A 19849-nucleotide genomic window follows, 5' to 3' on the forward strand; every position below is an offset into this window, starting at 1 on the left:
CTGCAGCGTTTTTCGTTTTCCCCTTGCTCATTACATGCGTACCCGCTCCCCATCCAAGATCGGCTCGCTCGACTCCACAATCACCTGCTCTTGCTCGAACAAGCCTTCGCTGATCGATGTAGTGCCCTCACTGGCGTCGGAAACCGTAACCTTTCTCCGCACCGCATAGAAAGCATTACCCAGTGGCCCTTTGCGCTCCTCAATCGTAAAGACATAAGTACCTTCACTGTCCTTCCGGATTGCTGTGCTGGCTAGGTGCAAGGTGCCTTCTTGCCCCATCTTCACAAGGTTCAGCTCGGCCTTCTCTCCTCCCTGAAGCGCCTTATCCTTAAGACTAACAGTCAACAGCATTGCACCTGCATCCACGGGATCTCCCTTCGATAAGACTGCTCCATTGTCCAAGGCAGCGGCTTTTTCCATCTTTGCAATGTGCCCTTGGATCATTCGACTATCCTTATCGACTATTCTAACCTCGACAGCCTCTCCTAAGTTAAGGCTGCTCCCGATTCCATCAGGAACCTGAAGAACCAACTGAAACCCTTCTTGCTTACTCGCAAGACGAATATCCGGAACACCTGTTGTCGGACCAGACAAGCCTTCTTTTGCACCGACAGCCATCACAATCGCATCGTATGGAGCCGTCAGCGTCTGGTTAACCAACAGCTTTTCCTGCCCATACGCAATGTGCTGTTGCTGGAGGTCAATGTCTATTTTCGTGCTTTCCAACGCCGCTTTTACGTTCAATTTCGCCGCCGCGTCTTCACCTTGTGCAGCTTCAATATATTCGTACTGCAGCTTTTCAATAGTTAGCTTGAGTTTCTTCAGCGCTGCTTTCTCGTCCTCGATTTGCTGCCTAGCCTCCATACTGTCATACCTCACAAGTGCTTGTCCTTTATGCACAGTAGCTCCTTCATGAACGAGCACTTCTTTAATCGTCCACCCCACCGGACCTGTTAAGTCCCTTTCCTCCGATGGCTTGATAAAGCCGCTCCCCCGATAGGTCTGAGTATATTTACCTGCCCCAACTTCTACAGTTGCTACCTTCGGCAATGTTAATGCCAGCATTGTGTTACCTAATAACGTACAAGTGATAATAACAGCTACAAACAAGCCAGCAATCCATTTGATCTTGCGTTTCCGTCTAGCCTCTCTTTCTTCATCCATATGAATCATCACGTTCATTCCTCCCTCCCCCTCTCTAGCCTTTAATCCCGGAGAGCTGAACTCCTTCAATGAAATAAGATTCCGCATATAAGTACAGCAGCACCATCGGAGTCATATAAAGTACGGAAGCAGCGAAAATGACTCCACGCGCTTCCGTGCCAATCTGAGACAAATACAGCGACAATGGCTGCTTAAATGCATCTTGTAAGAAAATGAGCGGCTGCTCGACCATATTCCAATAATCGACGAATAGCAGAACGATTAACGCAGCGAGACCCGGTTTTACAAGCGGAATAATGATTCGGAAAAAAATCATGAAATGACCCGCTCCGTCGATTTTAGCCGCTTCGACTAATGCGTATGGAATATGCAGCATAAATTGCCGCAGCATGAATACTCCGAAGGCGCTGAAGATACCAGGCAGAATAATCGCTGCCGTTGTATTCATCAGTCCGAGCTTATCCACGATAATGTAGTTGGGAACCAGCGTAACCTGAAAGGGCATCAGCATCGTCAAGAGATAAACCATGAATAACGGATCTCTCCCCCGGAAACGAAGCTTCGCAAAGGCGTACGCCGCCAGCGAGGCGACGAGAGTTTGTCCCGCAATAATCGGTATAACCATCCCCACAGAGTTCCAGAACATCAATAGAAATTTCGGATTCCAAATTAGCACCTGCGCATATTGATCAAAGGTCAGCCAATCCGGAATGAGCTTCAGGTTTACGAAGGCTTCTTTTCCCCCGGTGGCTACATCCGTCATTTTCCCGATCAAATCATAATTAAAGCTAATTTCCTGTTCCGTCGTAAGCGAATTTGTGATCGTGATCAGGATAGGAGCCATGACCACAATAGCGATCACTCCTAGTAGTACAGTTAATCCTAACGTGGGAAGCTGTTTTGTTCGACTCATATGCTCTTCCCCTTTACTCCATAAATGCCTGAAACCGACGCTCTGCCGTGAGCAGAACGGACACCAGAATCAGGATACTAACCACCATCAGCGTGGCGGCGGCTGTCAGCTTCTGAATATCTAAAGAAAAAAACATATTGTTCATATAGTGCTGCAGCGTATAGATCCGGTCGTATGGATATTCGCCAGCTAGAAGGTACGTCTCTCTGAAAATCTTAAACGAATTAATAATTGAAATGAGAATAACAAAGATCATCGTAGGCGTTAAATAAACAAGAGTGACATGGAACAGCTGTTTAAGCTTCCCCGCGCCTTCAATCCGTGCCGTTTCATAAAAAGTGCTCGGAATGGCTTGCAAGCCAGCAAGAAACAGAATCATGTTATATCCAATATTTTTCCAAATGTAAACAAGGATTAGCACACCCATGGACCCATCTGACTGCATCCAATCGATTCTTCCCCAGCCGAAGCCTTGCATCCATGCGTTTAAGCTGCCATTCCAATCGAAGAAAATTTGCCAGACCATGACAATCGAAGCAACGGGTATAACTAGCGGTAAAATAAAGGCAGTTTGCAGCCAATTCCGCAAAAACAAGCGCCTGTTTAGGAAAATGGCCAGCAGTAGCGACAATACGATGAGCAAGGGTACACTTACACCTGTGAACAGCAGCGAATTCTCCGCCGCTTTACGGAAAGACCCGCTGCCAAGAAGCGCAGAATAATTGTCAAAGCCGACGAATTTCCCGCCAATTGTACGGTCCGTGAATGAATATACAATTCCCATCCCGAACGGGATAACGAAAAATAGGATAAAGCCCGCCGCGCTAGGAGCCAGAAAGAACAGTGCGGCCACACCGTCCCTTCTAAGCCAAGCCGTAAATCGAAGCTTATTCATTCAGATAGGTCATAACCTTGTTCTGAATAAGCTTCGCGACTTCCTGCGCCGTTTTCTGACCGCTAAAGAAAGCTTTGCATTCCTTGGTTACGATTTCCTCAATCTTGGACTTCTGAAAGGTGCCCGGATGCACAGCTTCAGTCAAATAGCTCTCCAGCTGCTGTAACAGCTGTTTATCTACTGGGAACGACTGTCCCTGAAGTGGACCTTCCTCGTACGTTTTAAAGGTTCCATCGCTGAGCAGCTTTTGTACTTGCTTCTCGTAAACCTTTTTGTTGATGGGAAATCCAGCACGCTCGGGGCTAATCTGCAGCTCCTCCGACATTAAGAACTGAAGAAATTCCCATGCTTCCTCTTTCACAGCAGACTTCTCGTTGATCCCAATCGTCTTGTAGGTGTAGAAATAACCTCCGGCCTTCGTGCCTTCCGCTTGCGGTTTTGCGTATAGCTTCGCTTGCTCGCCGAATTCCTTCAATGAAACGAGATAATCCCAAGACGAATTAATATTACGAGGGGCAAAATACGTATCAAACCGCCCTTCGGCGATGATGCCGTCCTCTTTCATTGTCTTCACCTGCTGCATCATATCGGTAAAAGCCGCCGTATCAAAGCTGGCCTTCCTATTCTCTTCATCCACGAACCGGGTATGGTTTTCCTTGACCATCTCACCAAGCAGATATTCAGGAGAGGTGCCCAGTGCGCTAGTGTAGGGCCCTTTCTGAGCAAGCTGCTTGGTCGTTTCCGCGAGCTTTTCCCAGGTCCAGGTTTTATCGTCAATGGGGACGCCGGCTTGCTTAATCGCCGCTTCATCGCCAAGTAGAACGTTCAAGAAGAAATTTAAAGGTATCCCATACAGTCCACCACTAGTTTGGCTATTTTCCAAAATGTTATTGAAATATTCGCCGTTCTTAAATGATGGGTCCTGCTTCAGCTTATCGCTAAGATCGGCAAGCAAATGCTGACCCACATACTTCTCGGAAGGCAGCATGTCCAGCAGAAGGATGTCAGGTCCTTTGCCTGACAGCATCGCCGCATTCGTCGATGTTACGTACTTCTCTAGTTCAGCCTCCGTGTGAGCATCATCAGCCTGCACATCATGCAGCTCAATCGTAATATTCGGATGCTTCGCTTCATACTTCTTCTTGGCTTCCTTAAACGTATCATCAGGCCAAAAGGTAGAAAACACGATAGTGGCTTTCTCACCCTTAGAAGGCGAATTTCCTGGCGCTTTTGCCTGTTCCGTGGACACGGCTCCTCCCGTTTTCCCTGTCTCAGGAGCGTTCGTCCCCTCCACCGCATTATTCCCCCCACCGTTGCCGCTGCTACAAGCCGTCAAGCCGATTAAGCTCACACTCAAGCAAAGACCCATCCAAAATTTCGTTATCTTCATTTTGTTCACCATTCCTTTTTTGTAATTGTAACTATCCTACCTCTACAATCTAATCCATGAATGTCGCCAGAACTTCATCGACTTGTCAACAAGATGTGTCCGAATATAGAGGGGCAAGATCACAAAAAAAAGAACCGAGAGGCACGAACGACTCTCGATTCCTTATGCAAATTTATTCAAACTCAATAATCAAGCTCTGATTACCCATAGGCGCGACAACTGCGGGACCCGACTGTAGCGGCACCTCCCGTGCGTATGGCTTCGAGCCGCTCAGGAGCAGCTTTCCGTTATCTGGACTCCATACCAGCTGGGAAGGAACAATTCCGCGATAGAGCGACTTCTTGTTAAGGATGTTATTCCCGTACATGACTGCGGCATAAACGGTATCCGCCCCCTGTGTATAGGCGATGTATTTTCGGTCTGGGGACAGCCTGAAAGCATCTATTTGCTCCAACAGAACCGAGAGTGCTGCATTTCGTCGATCATAACCATACAAAGTGCCTTCGGGCCCCGCAAATGCGATTTGGTCCTCATGAATCCATTCCACCCAGCCGTCAGGGCTGATGGCATGCTCGTATTGACTCGTGAATTCGCTTCCCTTCATGCCTCCAAACACGACATAGTATTGGTCGAAGGACCTCTTCACGATAACAGCGCTTTGACCGTCATCGGCAATGTGCACTGCTGTAATGATATCCTTCTCCTGCCAATCCCGAATGGAGTACTCTTTTGTTTGTCCGCGAGCGATATCATAGACACAGATGCTTACTTCGCCATTCGTATCATTTCGTAAAGTATAGGCGAGGAATCTGCTATTACTCGCCCAGGCCGCCCGCAGCGACCGGATTTGCTCGTAGGTAATCATCGCAATGTCCGTCTCCTGCTGATCAGACATGGAGACAAGCTTAAGAGAGTATGCATCCTTCCCCTTTTCCTCTGTTAGTGTAGAGAGATAACGGCCATCAGGTGACAGCGTTGCAAACCCGGCCAGTTTATCCGCCTTGCTTAGCTTAAGACGGGTTTCATAGGGATAGTCTATACGCTCGAAACTTGGCGCACGACTTTGTTCACCGAACAAGCCAAGAATCGTCTTCCGATCGATCCAGCCTAGTACATTCACGTCTTCCCCTGATTTGTCCAATAATCGATAGATCGTCTTAACCCCAAACAATTCATTCTCATCGCCGGAGATAAGCTCTTCCTCCGAATCCGGGATAATAAAGGTTTCGGATCGGGATTGCCTCATGCAGCCCGCCAAAACGACAGTTATTATGACAATTAAGATGAGCAGCGTTGCCATTCGTTTCTGTTTCATAGGCTTATCGCTCCCTCGCCTCATTCGTATAAGGAATGTTGATATACACGTTGATTTGCTCAAGCTCGCTGGCAATACGAATGCTGCCTTTGTGCTCCTCCACAATCTCCTTGCTAATCCCAAGGCCCAATCCGATGCTATCCGCTTCTTTAGAATGGAGATCCGCCCGGTAGAAGGGTTCGAAAATTCTAGCCAAATGATCGGGGCTAATTGTTTCCCCTTGATTCGAGAAGGTGAATCCGATGCTACCCGAATCGCGCCTAGCTTGCACGTGAATTTCCGAATGGGCATAGCCATATTTAATGGCATTATCCAACAGGTTGATGAAGAGCTGCCGAAGCTTGTCCGCATGTCCAAGGACAAGAAGACCGTCCTCGACCTCGTAGTGAATCGTTTTCCTGTATCTTTGCGCTTTAATCGTCATCGTTTCACATACGTCTCGAAGAATTCGGCCTGAATCTGTAAGTACGAGCGATTCACTACCTTCCGTTTCCATCGAACGTTCGAGCAGCTTCAATACCATATCATGTAGTCGTTTGCTTTCATCAATGATATGGTTCATGCCTTTATCGAAAAAAATTGGATCTTTCTCCCCGTTTTTTCGTATGATCTCGGCGTAGCCCATAATTGTGGTTAGAGGAGTCTTCAGCTCATGGGTAACATTATCGTAAAATTGCTTTCGCGTCAGATTTAATTGCTCAAGCCGGTCCCTATCCTTCTCGATTTTAGTAAACTGGCTCCGGATCTTCTCGATCATACTGCTGAAATTAGTAGCTAGCCTGCCAATCTCATCCTTACGTCTGAAGGTAATGCGAAGATCCAGATTTCCGTTCATGACCTCTGTTGAGGCTTTGGTCAATTTGATTAAGGGAACAGTGATGTGTCGGGACAGTAGATATGAAAATAAGAAGGCAGCCGCAAACACGGCCAACGCGATCGTAATATTCGTTCGCTGAATATGATTGCTTTGCTCGTATAGCAGAGTGAAATCTTTAACGAAACGCATAATTCCAACCTTGGCGCCATCGACAACGACTGGATATGAATAATGTACCGAAGCCTGTCCATCCGGATACGAAAGCGTATATGCCGTCTTGCCCTCTATCGCCTGCTTCAAATCATCTCCTGCTGTGGCGAAGAGCGTTATATCCGAGGAATAAAGCAATTCGCCGTCCAAAGAATACATCCCGATCTCGCTGGATGTGTCATATTGTAAATCCTTGACCATTTCTTCGGCAATTTGTCCGAAATATACCTCGTCGTTGGCAAAATGGTGAATCATGAACGATTGGCGCACATAAGCAGTGCTATTTTTTTTGAGCCCGATCAGATTATCGTTAATGATTTTATGGTTGCTCGATTCAATATTCTTAGTCACCATTACATTCAGAATGAGGAAAAAAACAGAGAAGATCAAGAAGAACCCGACAATCAGCTTCGCTCTGATCGTATGAATCATCATGAATCCACCTGTTTTTGAAATTTGTAACCGATGCTGAATACGGTGATGATCTGATCGCTTATGTCCAGCTTTTTGCGCAAGCGTTGAATATGGGTATCCACTGTTCTTGTATCTCCGAAATAATCGTAGCCCCATACGCTATCCAACAATTCCGTACGGGTGAAAATTTTACCTCTATATTGATAAAGCATGATGAGCAAGTCGAATTCCTTAGGCGTCAGCTCGACCACTTCACCGTTTTTGTGGACGACCCTATCATTTCTATGAATCTCAATCTCTTTAAAACGAATAATAGCCTCTTCTGTATCATCGCCGCTTCGGTTCGCTTGAGCTACTCGCCTTAGTATTGTTCGTATTCTGGCGAAGACCTCTCGCAGATCGAACGGCTTCGTAATGTAATCATCCGCCCCGAATTCTAAGCCTAAAATCTTATCCGTGATATCAGACTTCGCCGTAATCATCATAATCGGAATATTGTAATCCGCAGTAACTCTCTTGCAAATATCCAAACCGTTTATATCTGGTAGCATCCAGTCAAGTAATAGCAAATCGGGTTTGAATAGCTCGATAGCCTTCAACCCCTCGGTTCCTGTATGGGCTATTTTCACAAGATAGCCTTCCGTAATCAAACCGTACTCCAGCAAATCCGCAATCGCCGCCTCATCCTCGATGATGAGAATTTTTGCTTTTTCCATTTGCCGCTCCTTTAGTTATTGCATATCCGTATGATACCTTTGCGACAGTCTTGGAGTCCACTACTATGATGCTCCGAATAATCGTATGTTAAGCCATACACAATCGCTGAACACTACCTAGTTATAACGCAATGACGTTGCGACAATGTCTACAACTTGTAAAATTTTTGTGTCCAAGTATAAACGTCCGGATCAACCTCCAAAACATGTGTACTAAGCCAAGAGGTTATCCTGCCAAGAAAGCAGCAATTGACCAAAGACGAAAAAAAGTTGATATAGGAATAGACCCTCCTGCACCAACTTTTTTTGTTTTGGGACAGCCTCTCAAACATAACCTGAGCTTTTACGTGGAATATCTTTCATTTGGTCGTCTAAGCCTCTTAATCATCTCAGGAAGCGCTACACCCATTATGACCAATAGCACACCCATCCATTGGAGCATACTCACATGCTCATGCAGAACGATTGAAGACAGCATGACGGCAACGGGCAACTCAGAAGCCCCAAGAATTCCGGTCATCCCCTCACCGATGTGAGGAACTCCGATCGCGAACAGAACGGGCGGTAAGAAAGCTCCGAAAGTGCCAAGCATCAAGCCGAACAGAAGCAGGTCTCCCCCTAGAAGTCCGTTGAACAGAAAATAGGGTGGGAACAAAATAAACACAAGGAGCATCCCTCCGGTGATCATCCAACCACTACGATATGCCGGATGAACTGAAGGTACCGCCTTCCCGCTTATTAGAATGAACAGCGTATAGCTCACGGCAGAGAGTAAGCCTAGAAGAACACCCGTCCAATTAAACTTAGATAAGCCCTGCTCTGCTATTCCTGCCGCAAGCAAAGTACCCCCGAATAATACAGCTAGCGTAAGTAGCATGATGCCATTCGGTCTTTTACGTTGGCTTATAGCGTGAATAAGTACCCCCATCCATGTAAATTGGAACAGCAGAATAATTGCCAAGGAGTTCGATATATAACGAAGTGATTCGTAATACAAAAGTCCTGTAATGGCTGTTGGTGTTCCAGCTGCCATGAGGAAAAGTTTTTGCTTCCATGTTAATTTCGAGGAAGCTGCAACTTGGGTGGCTCCCTCAGCTGAAGCTGAATTCACTTGAACTTTACGTCTTTCTCTCCACTTCGTTAGCAGCACCAGCCCCCACACGAGTATAAATCCGACGAAGAGCTGGCTACCGACAACTTCACCTAGTGTATAACCTTTACCATAAGCTTTAACGACAATGGTTGACAGAATACCGTAGCACATCGCACCCAATAATACGGATAATAAATATTTCATCTCTATGTTGTCCTCCCTTAACGTTCGCAATCGATCGTAGAAATCAAAAAACTTCCTAACCAGGAATACAGAATCATCTAAACATGATCCCATATTCGTAGTTAGGAAGTTAAGGCTTCCTGTAGATACCCCCACCCTAATGTCGTGAGGTTATACGAACGAGTTATATGAATGATTAAAACGCGACATTTTGAATATTACAGTGCGATCCGATTTAAGTCAATGGGTAATGCTCCTTATTGCTGTTAGCATTTATTTCTTTAACGCTTGAGCAAGTAGTGATGCGTAGAACTCAGATCCCTCTTTTTTGAGATGTACACCGTCTTTGTAAAAAAATGAATCTTTACCTTTGCTTGCAGAGAACCAGTCTACTAAAGTGGCATTGCTGTATTCTGCTGCTACTTTAGACAACGTAGAGTTCACGTTATTTTGCCACTTTCTCGGAACCCGTGTATTGACAATAAGGATCTGCTTCACCTCACTTAGGGAGTCGAGCAACTTATGCAGTTGCTTCGAATCGAAAGACCCGTTCGTACCCAATTCAATAATGATACGATCGTCCAGCTTGCCATTCGCTTTAAGAGTGTCGACCACTACTTGTGCTTGTGAAATCTGTCGACCTATTTTTCCATCTATTAAGATTCCAGGAAGAAGCTCCTCTAGATAGGGCGCTGCGTCAAGAATGACCGAATCCCCAATCGCCGTAACCCCTTCTCCTGCTCCTATCTTCTTGATTTTATCGTCTGTTATATTGGGTTGCTTGTTTATAGGCGGTGCTTTTACTTTCTTGACTGGATGATCAGGCTTTATCGCAGGCTTCGATAAATCGATTTCGATTTCCGTTTCAACAGGAGTAAACACTTGAACAGCAGCTGATTGATTCGTGCTTCCGTGGACTGACATGGCCAATAGAATGACCGGAATGAGTGTTGCAAAGAATAACATACGCCATTGAAATCGAGGTTTTGATCTCATCCCGCTCCAAGTTCTACTCCATGCTCCGTTTCGAATCGGTTGCTCGATAAGCTTATAAGATAGCGTCGCTAATACAATGCTTGCTCCAAGCTGGATAAGGATCCGAAACATATTGAACCCGTCCGTGTTAACCGTTGAGCTAGTCAGCACGATAACCGGATAATGCCAAATATAAATACTATAGGAACGCTCTCCAAGCCAGCGCAGCGGGCTACAACCCAATATTTTGGCTAGTTGACTAGCTGGATGTGCAAGGACGGCGATCAATATTGCAGAGAGAATGGACAGGAGTAACAATCCCCCATAGTATAGGAAATTTCCATATTCACTCGTGCGTCCAATCATGACCAGAATCGAAACGAGACTTATCGTTCCGATCCAATCCATAAGATTGCGTGAATTGCGAGCTACATTCGCAGTTAAGCTCTGGCTAGGCCAAGCGATGGCAAGAGCGGCACCTATAAGTAAGGCGAACACTCTTGTATCCGTACCATAATAAACGCGACTTGGATCGCTACCCGGTTCATAGATCAGCGCCATCGAAATAACCGATATTACAGCTCCAGCTAACATGAACAAGATCAATTTGCCGCGTTGCCGAACAAATTTCAGCCCAAGTACGAGAACAATAGGCCATAGGATGTAAAATTGTTCCTCAATGGCTAACGACCAAAGATGCCCTATCGGTGATGAGGGTCCAAAGCTTTCGAAATATGAAACCTTGTGGAAGATTAGCCACCAGTTGTTAAAGTACAACATGGCTGATACGAAGTCACCTTGTAATCCTAACAATCGCGATCGATCGATTAATAACAGCCATACGAATACGCACGCTAACATGACCAACATGGCAGGTAATAACCTTCGCGCTCGTCTGATCCAGAAATCCTTGAGGTCTATCTTCCTATCTCTTCTCCACTTCGCGACGATTTGATCCGTGATCAGGTAACCTGAAAGCACGAAGAAAACCCCAACACCTAACAGTCCTCCAGGCAACCAATTTCGATTAAGATGGTACGCGATTACGGCTAATACGGATAACGCGCGTAGGCCATCTAGGCCAGGCATATAGCGCCCGCTCCGATTGAATTTCTCAGGCATAGGGGTTCCCCCAACCAGATTGATCTGAGTATGTACTCTTGATGTGTTTCATGCTGTCCATTCCTTTAACTCAAGAAGTCTGATTGCTTGCATAGGGTAGACGTAAAGGGCAAACTTAAAGTTTTGTATAATACTAATTATTTATGAAAAATTGAACAATAGCTTGGACTTCCAACACAAGCACGGGCAAATTTGTACTCCATTTCGCTATTCCATCAAATCATATTCCATCAAATAATAAGAAAGACCGTCAGCATAACCTGACGGCCTCAAGCATTAACCCAATTTTATTCCACCGTTAGACTCATTTCTGTACTTCTGGATGAGCTGTTTTCATTGGTGATTTCAGCCTGATATTGATAGATGCCTGGTAATTTCCCTTTTATTACTGTTGTAGCGGACTGCGCATTCGGTGTATTGGCTGTCAATTGCTGCGTATCAATCAGCACCCCGTTCTCATACAACCGATAACTCGTGCCATTCGTCCCCCACCACATATTCATAGTAACGGTATAATCCCCCTTACGACCCCAATTGTTGTTCGACAATTCCGGTTTACCTGGAGAAGCATCCGTTACTGTGACTGTAAGTGGATCACAATTGGTCGTTCCAACGGAATTAATAAGCTCGCAAGTGTAACTATAAGCACCGTTCTCTTTACCTGATACCGATTTAATCGATGTCTGTGGATCGGGAGAATGATCGGATAGATTCTTGGTTTCGATTAACGCTCCATTTTCATATAGCTTATAAACAGTGCCATTATTCCCCCACCACATATTCATACTCACATGGTACTCACCATCATGTAACCCCGTCTCAAACCCATTATCATGTGATAAAAGTGGCTTTCCTGGCTTAGAAGCAAGCTCGTTACCTGGTGCAATATAAGTGATGAGCGGAACAACGGTTTCTGCACTTCGCTCACCAATCGAATTCGAGGCCGTTACCAGAAAACGATACTCACCGAAGGAAGTAAACGGAACCTGAACTTCGAATGCGACCTCCCCGTCTGACAACTGCGTCTGTGTGACTAGTGTATCTAAGTTATCCAGCCAACCGTTACCATTTTGATCATTCCACACTTGGATCTTTGTACCTTGAGTAACACTTCCTGTAATCGTATAGGAATGTTCAAGCGTTGTTGACGATGCTACCGGATTAGTAACTACAGGCGGTGACATAACGGGTTCCCTTAAGTGAAGACCTACATAACGGTAAGGGAGATCAGCATTAGTAAGTGAGAATTGAGGCAACCTTTCCAGACTTGTCCAACGGTAAGGATCCGCTGCTGGTCCTCTTATCAACCCTTTTGGACGAACCTCTACAATCATTTGAGCCCTCAGAGCACCCATATCCGCTTGAACGATGGCGATTCCTGGTTTAAGTCCCCTTATCGTCCCATTAGTATCTAGTGATAGGATATCAGCTTGCTCGGTACTCCAAGTAACAGGCAACGAAGGCATACGATAATTCCCCGTGTCCGTCAGTTCTGTAACCGTTAAGCTATCCTCTCCGTCGATGCTTAAGACGATATGCGCTCTATCCAATGAAATAGCTACTGGGTTTGAATCATCAGGCATTTTGTAGCGGAACTGCAGCTCTACAAGACCGATCTCAAGATTAACGCCAATAGGCTTCAAGAAATAAATATCCGTATCCGTTAATGTTTGACCACGAAATGCTGACAAATCGATATCAAAAGTTTCTAACTTTCCGTCATAAGCAACATCATAAGAATTGTAAAAGGGTTGTCTCGCATCCCATGAGCGCATGTAGAAACTAGACGATTGATTGACAGGTTCAGGATCTACGTTTGCAGTATAGCCAAGCTTGCCAATCAAATGAACTTCCGCAGCGTCTGGAATTTCCATCGCGATACGACCATTCACTCCTAAACCGGTATCACTACCGCTGAATACAATCGGATGATTATAGATCAGTCCGTCTTCCATTTGCACTGACGATGGTCGTCTAGCCCCTCCATATGGCGTCGATGTACCGAATGGGAACGAGGCATACGTAGGTTCGATCGTCCAAGCTCCTTGCTCCGCATAGGTCTGAATCAGATCCTGGTAGATATACTCGTCTCCGATAACATGGACGTAAGCTCGGGCTAAGTACTCGTTCGTCACCAGAGTGATCGCTGCTGTTCCTGTGCCTAAAGCCTCGATATGACCTTGATTTGAAATAGTCACCAAATCCGGTCGATCACTGTAGAAGTGTGCATCCACTCCTGGCACCCATGCTTCGCGGCTGCCGTCACTGTATACCTTCTGAACTGTAAGCACATCTGAGGTACCCACTTGAACAGTTTTATTCACTTGGACAAAGTCCAAATGACTGACCTCTCTCTGTGGCGCCTCATCTTCATAAACAAGCTTAAACTCGGTAAGATCAACTTTTCCATAAGTAATATTCGTAACCGAATTGTTTCTAACATTTACGTCGATTCTGATTTTTTGGCCCACATAGGCGGATAAATCCGCTTCGATCGACGTTCCTGTTCCCGTTACTGACAAATCCTTCTGAACTACAAATATATTTCCTGCGCCGCCCTCCCTATAGGCATCGAATATTACCGAGTTGTATGTCCCTGGTGGGGTCCCTTCAGGGTATCGGAAGGTCGCAATTGCCTTCACCTTGGATTTATTCGGAACGAGTATCGAATCAACAGAGGCACTCACCTGCTCTCCCGATTGAAGGGGCTCATAGCGATAGACATTGCTGTAAGATTGCCCGTCTTCCGATACAACCTCTTGCATCGCAGCCGCCGTACCATAAGCGCTACCTGTGCCTAAAGCAAACGGATGCCAACCGTTAGCCAAAGACCATGTGCTCCATGTTGCCTGCCCCACTCGTGGCAACAACGATTGCCCCAATGACTGCTTGACCGCGATCTCCATTGTCGCGCTAATCTGGCCTACCCTTGCCGTAATGGTCGCCGTACCAGGGGCTAGAGCTGACAGCTGACCATTAGAGGATATAGCTGCAATAGCTTCATCGCTACTGGACCATAGGGGTGCATCAGACATTTCATCCTGATAGAAATAGAAGCCTTCCGGTGTAATGCCAGTAACGTCCAAAGCGTAATGGGAACCCACCGTCACATCCAGCTTCCTAGCTTGCATGGACTCGAGCTTTTGCTTCTGAAGGGTCTCACCCGATTGACGAACGACAAGCCGACTAAGCTCAGTGGTATAACTGCCGCTTCTATCCAAACCCAATGCCCCTTCTTCTCCATTGAAGAATACGAGTGTTTGAGGCCCAGTTGTCGTAATAACCAGATTTCCATCTTGATCCGGATACACGATACGGTCGTTCGTTACATCATATCTGGGCTGTCCATCCGGAAAGCTTACCGTGTCCGTCATACCTTCAGGAAACGTTATAAACAGGAATGAATCATTCGCGTTCACCTGCTTGCCGCTTCTAGAATACAGATGAACTCCTGCCTTATCCGCCAAGTTACGATATAACTGAACAGAAGATATGGAGGGAGAGCTAATCCAAATATCACTACCTTCAGCATGATCTTTGTATGCAGCGGTTGCTAATTGTCCGGTACGTCCGAATACCTTAGCCCCTTCGGATTGTAATGCCGAGAATAAGGGAATTGGAACACTTCTTGATCCACCCAAAGCTGACCCTGGTTCTATGCCTTGCAACAGTGGCTCAAGCGCAGAATCAATAGCCTCTATTGTATACGTTTGCGGTTCAGCTTCAGTAATCGGAATGCCGATGACTTCTTCCATCTGAGTTGCCGATCGAGTATCTAGACCCTCTAAATCCCTTTTCCAATAACCCGAAGCATAGAACCAGACCAGCGTCTTTCCCGTACGTTTCCATAGCTCCAGAGAGCTTCTCTGCGAATCGTTCAAAGCATATGCATTGGCGAATAAATACAGCTTATACTGATCTGCCCTTCCTTCAAGCACATCCGACATCAACACGATATCATACGGAGCACCTGCCTGGGATAGCTCGTCTCGTATGAGTCGAAGTCTTTCGTTCACGTGAGAGGATGAGGATGATTGTATCATCTGGGAGAATTCGTCCACGACAAGCGCGATTTCCGCACCTGATTGTCTTGGTAATTGAATGGAACCCTCTGCTAGCTGATTCATTAAACGAATTTCGTTTATCATACGAGCATTGTTAAAGCCGCCATAGCCTGTATCATCATACCAATGCTGGCCATATGATTTCGTCAGCGTCAATCCGAAGTTTCTCCATAACAGAGCAATCGAACCTTCCACATCGTCCGATAATGGAGGAGCGCCATGTGTATCCGTACCTATGTGCGTCGCATAATCATCTTCTGCGACATACAGCTTGCCATGTAGTCTGGCCGAATCCATTGCTCCGTGAACGCTAGAGAACCCGTCGGATAGATTACGATGTGTATAATCCAGAGGTGAATAGATCAAGTCGATATCCGGACTCTCTAACAACGCCTCAAGATCAAGCTCACCTGATATAGGCCCAAATTGACCAAAGGCCATCGTATAGCCACTATAGACGGACATGAGCTTATTACGTCCGGCTTCTTCTTTGACAACACTAGACAGGTCGACAATGAATTTCGAAAGCTGTCCATTCTGATATTGGACGTAATCGATTGCTGATCGATTCATATTCGGATTCAAAAAGGGGTCCCCGTTTGCCTTAGACGGAATGGATGCGCTTTCAAAAGTGACATTGTCTTCTCCCCAAGCAGCGCGTAGCTTCTCAACATCCCCTTCATAGGCTTTCTTTAACCACTCCCGAAAAGTCGCTACATTGCTCAAGCCGTGATCAAAGTCACGATTAGCCCAAGTATCAACATTAAACCATTCTCCAGTGCTACCGCCGCTTAGCATGTATCCCAGAATATGGTCGCCAACAGGACTAGATTCATATCGCCGGATCTGTTCTCTTAGGAACAATTCTGCACGATTTTTCCATTCCATAGAAGCTGTGGAATTTACACCCCAGCTCGAGCCTTTATCCCCGTTTACTTCCGCACTATTATTACGGTCGAAACCAAATGGCGTATCCGAACCCAGCCAGAGGATCGGAAGGAAATAGGCATTTGGATCAGTCTCTATGATTTTCTCCATCTCGGGTAACCATACTTCAAGCGTAGGGTATCCAGTCGTCAGTCGTGGCTGATAAATATGAATACCCGCTTTCTTAGCCGATTTAGTCATTTGTGGGTACCACTCCCACTGAAACCAAGCAACCAGTGGACGTGGATTTCCATTCAAGTGAAGTGTAGGTATACCCTCTAGATTTTCAACAGTTGCGGACTCAACAGCTTCAAATTCCCCATGTGTGGGTGTCACCTGCTCTGCATAAGCCCGATTCGTATCTGGCGCTATTATGATTACGCTTGTCAAAAGCATACAAAAGCAGAGCAATCCGGATAATAACCGATTCATCTTCCTACCTCCACAATGTCAAATAGCTATCCTTTAATAGAGCCAGCAGTCATCCCCTCAATAAAATAACGAGAGAAGAGCAAATAGACGAGCATGGATGGAATCGTTACAATGGTTAAACCCGCCAACAGAACACCATAATTGGTATTATACTGGGATTGAAAGTTAAGCAAGCCTAGCGGCAATGTTTTTAACCGATCTTCCGATATCGTAATCAACGCCCAGAAGAACTCGCTCCAAACCCCTACGAAGCTCATGATGGAGACAACTGCGAGAACAGGAACAATGAGCGGAAGATCGATCGACCAGAATATACGTAACAACCCGGCTCCATCTATTTTTGCTGCCTCTTCCATCTCTTTGGGCAGGGTATCGACGAAATTCTTAATCAAATAGATGGCCATTCCAATCCCTCCGCCTACATACGCCAGGATTAAACCCTGATGTGTATTCAGCAGATCGAATTGGCGAAGCATCAGGAATACAGGAATAGTCGTCATCTCAGAGGTTATCATCAACGTAGCTAGAAATAAAAAGAACAGGATCTGATACCCCGGCGGTTTCCATTTGCCTAACGCATACGCGGCAAGCGTTACGACGATTAATTGAATAAGCAGTGTAGCGCCTGTAACCGTTACACTGTTCAGAAAGTAGACAGATACTTTACCAATATGGAATGCATCTGCGTAATTCATCCATTGTAACTTTCCTGTAGGCCATAACCGTGTAGGAAACAACATAATGTCTTTAGTCGATCTCAGTGAATTCAAGATCATATAAAGCATAGGATACAGAATAATTAAAGTAATTAACGACAACAACACATAGTTACTCCACTGCGCTAGTCTGTTTCTGGACATCTTCATCCCTCTCGATTCGCCATTAGTTTTCTACTAATCAACGTCAGCACAAGGATGATGATGAACAATAGAATTCCCATGGTAATAGCTTCGCCGAATTTGAAGGACAGGAACGCCCTCCGATAAACCATAATTCCAAGCACCGTCGTACTGTCGCCCGGTCCGCCTCCCGTCATCATATAGATGAGGTCGAACGCTTTAAGACCACCGATTAACGATAAAATGAAATTCACTTCCGTTATACCCGTTAATAATGGGCGAAAGATATTCCACATCATCCTGGTTTTTCCGGCACCATCGATTTTAGCACTCTCTATGACTTCCTTAGGGATAGTCAACATAGCCACGATGTAGAACGTAACCGTCAGACCAATATATTTCCACGTATTGACTGCCATGATCATATTCATTGCCGTACTGGGATCACCCAGCCATCCCCTGGCAAAGGAGCCGAGCCCCAGCTTGTGTAACCATTCGTTCACCATGCCGAAATTCGGGGAAAGCATATTGACCCAGAGGAGGGATACGACCGCCCCAGGCAAGATGACCGGAGTATAGATGGCCACCCGCAGTAATTTTTTCCAACGCTCTGACACGAGAGAATAGATAAAAAATGCAATTAGAAATCCAAGGACAGTTTGTGCGACTGTTGTTATAAAAGCGAATTTAAGCGTACGTCCAGTCGATTCCCAGAAGTGGATATCGCTCCATATCGTTTCGTAATTTCTCCATCCGACCCATCTGAATGCTGCATTGAAGCCATTCCAATCGGTAAAGCTTCTTACGATGCTGGTCGTTACCGGATAGAGAAAGAAGGCTACGAATAACAACAAAGCCGGTAATAAGAATAAGTAAGACATCAGTGTTTTACGTTCTGTCATGTGGATCTCCTCGTCACAAACGTGAGACTGGCAATATGGATGACCTCACCAGTCTCTGACGTTTGGAAATGTAAGACTATTGTTTACCTGAATTTATAGCATTGCGATGATCCTTCTCCATCTTCTCTGCAGTGCTTTTCACATCTGCATCACTCTTGAGCAAATACTCGGCAAAGCTTGCTTGTAATAGCTTAGCTAGTTCTCCTGGATTGTAGCTTAGTTGTTGTTTAGGATAATCTGAAGCGCTAGATGCAACTTGATCGATCAGCGTATCAATAGTCTCGTTTCCGGTCTTCAGATCCTTCAAAACAGGCATGGATTGCGTTGACTCCGCCCAGAGCTTCTGATTTTCCTGGCTAGTCAAGTATTTCAAGAAAGTAACCGATTCTTCTGGATGTTTGCTCGCCTTCAGCACGAAGAATCCATCTGCGGTAAGCGGAGCTTGAGCTTTCATACCTTCGGGAGCAGGGAACAAGAAGGCTCCCAGTTCATCATCGATTTGAGGCTGAAGCGCAGAGATCTGATTGTTGTTTCCTAACACCATAGCTGCTTTTTTGCTAAGTAGTAGATTAGAAACCTCGTCTCCACCAACCGCGAAAGAATCCTTACCGAAATACCCCTGATTAAACCATTTTTTCGTAAACTCCATAGCTGCGAGATATTCAGGTGAAGAATAGCTTTCCTCGCCCTTTAACCAATCCCCAGTCGCTGTTCCGTTACGGTAGAAGTTCATACCTGCGAATGAATCCTTAAGAATATCGAGATTTCCATCCTTACCGCTGGCAGCAAGTGGAATGATATTCTTCGAGGCTAATGTCGACATGATCATTTCGAATTGCTCCAACGTTTGCGGAATTTGTAACTGGTTATCTTCGAATATCTTTTTGTTATAAATGACGACCTGGAAGGAGAGCTTAAACGGAATATTGGAAACATACGGCTTCTCTGGACTTACAATACTTGTTGCTAGCAGATCGTTACGAACAAATGAATTTTTCCAAGCCTCATCTTTGTTCAGATATTCATCTAGAGGAAGTGCTGCATCGACCTCATTGACGAACGGTGCCATCCAGTGTGTCCATCCGAACGAGATGTCTGGCTCTTGCTTTGAAGCTACTTTGGTTTGTAGAACCTCGATGACCTTATCCCATGGGACGATTTCAGGTTTAATTTTAATATTCGGATTCGCTGCTTCAAAATTTTTGATCGTTTCGTTCATCTTATCTTCGAACTCGGGCCAAATATAGAGAAATTTAAGTGTTACCTGCTCCGTTGAACTGTTCGACGCTGATGCCGCTGGCTCCGTTGCATTCGTTGCAACTGGTGATTCCGTGGCACCTGTTTCTTTATTTCCAGACCCACAAGCTGCTAGCATTAAGATTAGAGCTGCACAAATCGACCAGACTCCCCAGACCTTAGTCATCTTTTTCATTTTCTTTGCTCCCCTTATTCAAATTAGTTTATTTTCAATGTTTACA

At 45.6% G+C, this 19849-nt stretch carries 13 protein-coding genes and 1 riboswitch; all 13 genes read right to left on the bottom strand.

Translation table 11 applies throughout. The annotated features are described in order from the left end of the window. Nucleotides 1-30: 30 nt before the first annotated feature. Nucleotides 31-1182 (bottom strand): efflux RND transporter periplasmic adaptor subunit, encoded by a 1152-nt coding sequence (locus M1K58_RS07335; RefSeq protein WP_256757999.1) that lies wholly within the window; start codon nucleotides 1180-1182, stop codon nucleotides 31-33. Nucleotides 1183-1198: 16 nt separating this feature from the next. Then, nucleotides 1199-2077, bottom strand: a complete 879-nt coding sequence (locus M1K58_RS07340) for a carbohydrate ABC transporter permease (RefSeq protein WP_256758000.1) — start codon at nucleotides 2075-2077, stop codon at nucleotides 1199-1201. Nucleotides 2078-2090: 13 nt separating this feature from the next. Then, the gene (locus M1K58_RS07345) at nucleotides 2091-2972 is read right to left on the bottom strand and encodes a carbohydrate ABC transporter permease (RefSeq protein ID WP_256758001.1); all 882 of its coding nucleotides are present in this window, start codon (nucleotides 2970-2972) and stop codon (nucleotides 2091-2093) included. Beyond that, complete coding sequence (locus M1K58_RS07350; protein WP_256758002.1) at nucleotides 2965-4362, bottom strand: ABC transporter substrate-binding protein; 1398 nt, start codon at nucleotides 4360-4362, stop codon at nucleotides 2965-2967. Before M1K58_RS07350 ends, M1K58_RS07345 begins: the two co-directional genes overlap by 8 nt. A 172-nt stretch (nucleotides 4363-4534) precedes the next feature. Then, nucleotides 4535-5677, bottom strand: a complete 1143-nt coding sequence (locus M1K58_RS07355; RefSeq protein WP_256758003.1) for a WD40 repeat domain-containing protein — start codon at nucleotides 5675-5677, stop codon at nucleotides 4535-4537. A gap of 4 nt (nucleotides 5678-5681) precedes the next feature. Beyond that, nucleotides 5682-7139, bottom strand: a complete 1458-nt coding sequence (locus tag M1K58_RS07360; RefSeq protein ID WP_306220183.1) for a HAMP domain-containing sensor histidine kinase — start codon at nucleotides 7137-7139, stop codon at nucleotides 5682-5684. Next, complete coding sequence (locus tag M1K58_RS07365; protein ID WP_256758004.1) at nucleotides 7136-7834, bottom strand: response regulator transcription factor; 699 nt, start codon at nucleotides 7832-7834, stop codon at nucleotides 7136-7138. Before M1K58_RS07365 ends, M1K58_RS07360 begins: the two co-directional genes overlap by 4 nt. 343 nt (nucleotides 7835-8177) lie before the next feature. Then, nucleotides 8178-9131 (bottom strand): EamA family transporter, encoded by a 954-nt coding sequence (locus tag M1K58_RS07370; RefSeq protein ID WP_256758005.1) that lies wholly within the window; start codon nucleotides 9129-9131, stop codon nucleotides 8178-8180. Between the two features lie 78 nt (nucleotides 9132-9209). Then, nucleotides 9210-9309, bottom strand: a riboswitch (purine riboswitch). A gap of 74 nt (nucleotides 9310-9383) precedes the next feature. Next, a complete protein-coding gene (locus M1K58_RS07375; protein WP_256758006.1) occupies nucleotides 9384-11207 on the bottom strand; it encodes an acyltransferase family protein in 1824 nt (607 codons plus the stop codon). Nucleotides 11208-11494: 287 nt separating this feature from the next. After that, nucleotides 11495-16630 carry an Ig-like domain-containing protein gene (locus M1K58_RS07380; RefSeq protein ID WP_256758007.1) on the bottom strand — a complete coding sequence of 1712 codons (5136 nt, stop codon included), beginning with the start codon at nucleotides 16628-16630 and terminating at the stop codon, nucleotides 11495-11497. A gap of 26 nt (nucleotides 16631-16656) precedes the next feature. Beyond that, nucleotides 16657-17490, bottom strand: coding sequence for a carbohydrate ABC transporter permease (locus tag M1K58_RS07385; protein ID WP_256758008.1), 834 nt, complete (start codon nucleotides 17488-17490; stop codon nucleotides 16657-16659). Between the two features lie 2 nt (nucleotides 17491-17492). After that, the gene (locus M1K58_RS07390; RefSeq protein ID WP_256758009.1) at nucleotides 17493-18371 is read right to left on the bottom strand and encodes a carbohydrate ABC transporter permease; all 879 of its coding nucleotides are present in this window, start codon (nucleotides 18369-18371) and stop codon (nucleotides 17493-17495) included. Nucleotides 18372-18447: 76 nt separating this feature from the next. Then, nucleotides 18448-19803: an ABC transporter substrate-binding protein gene (locus tag M1K58_RS07395; protein WP_256758010.1), complete on the bottom strand. Its 1356-nt coding sequence runs from the start codon at nucleotides 19801-19803 to the stop codon at nucleotides 18448-18450. Between the last annotated feature and the right edge of the window lie 46 nt (nucleotides 19804-19849).

Source organism: Cohnella sp. WQ 127256, from assembly GCF_024519285.1.
Lineage (GTDB): Bacteria > Bacillota > Bacilli > Paenibacillales > Paenibacillaceae > Cohnella.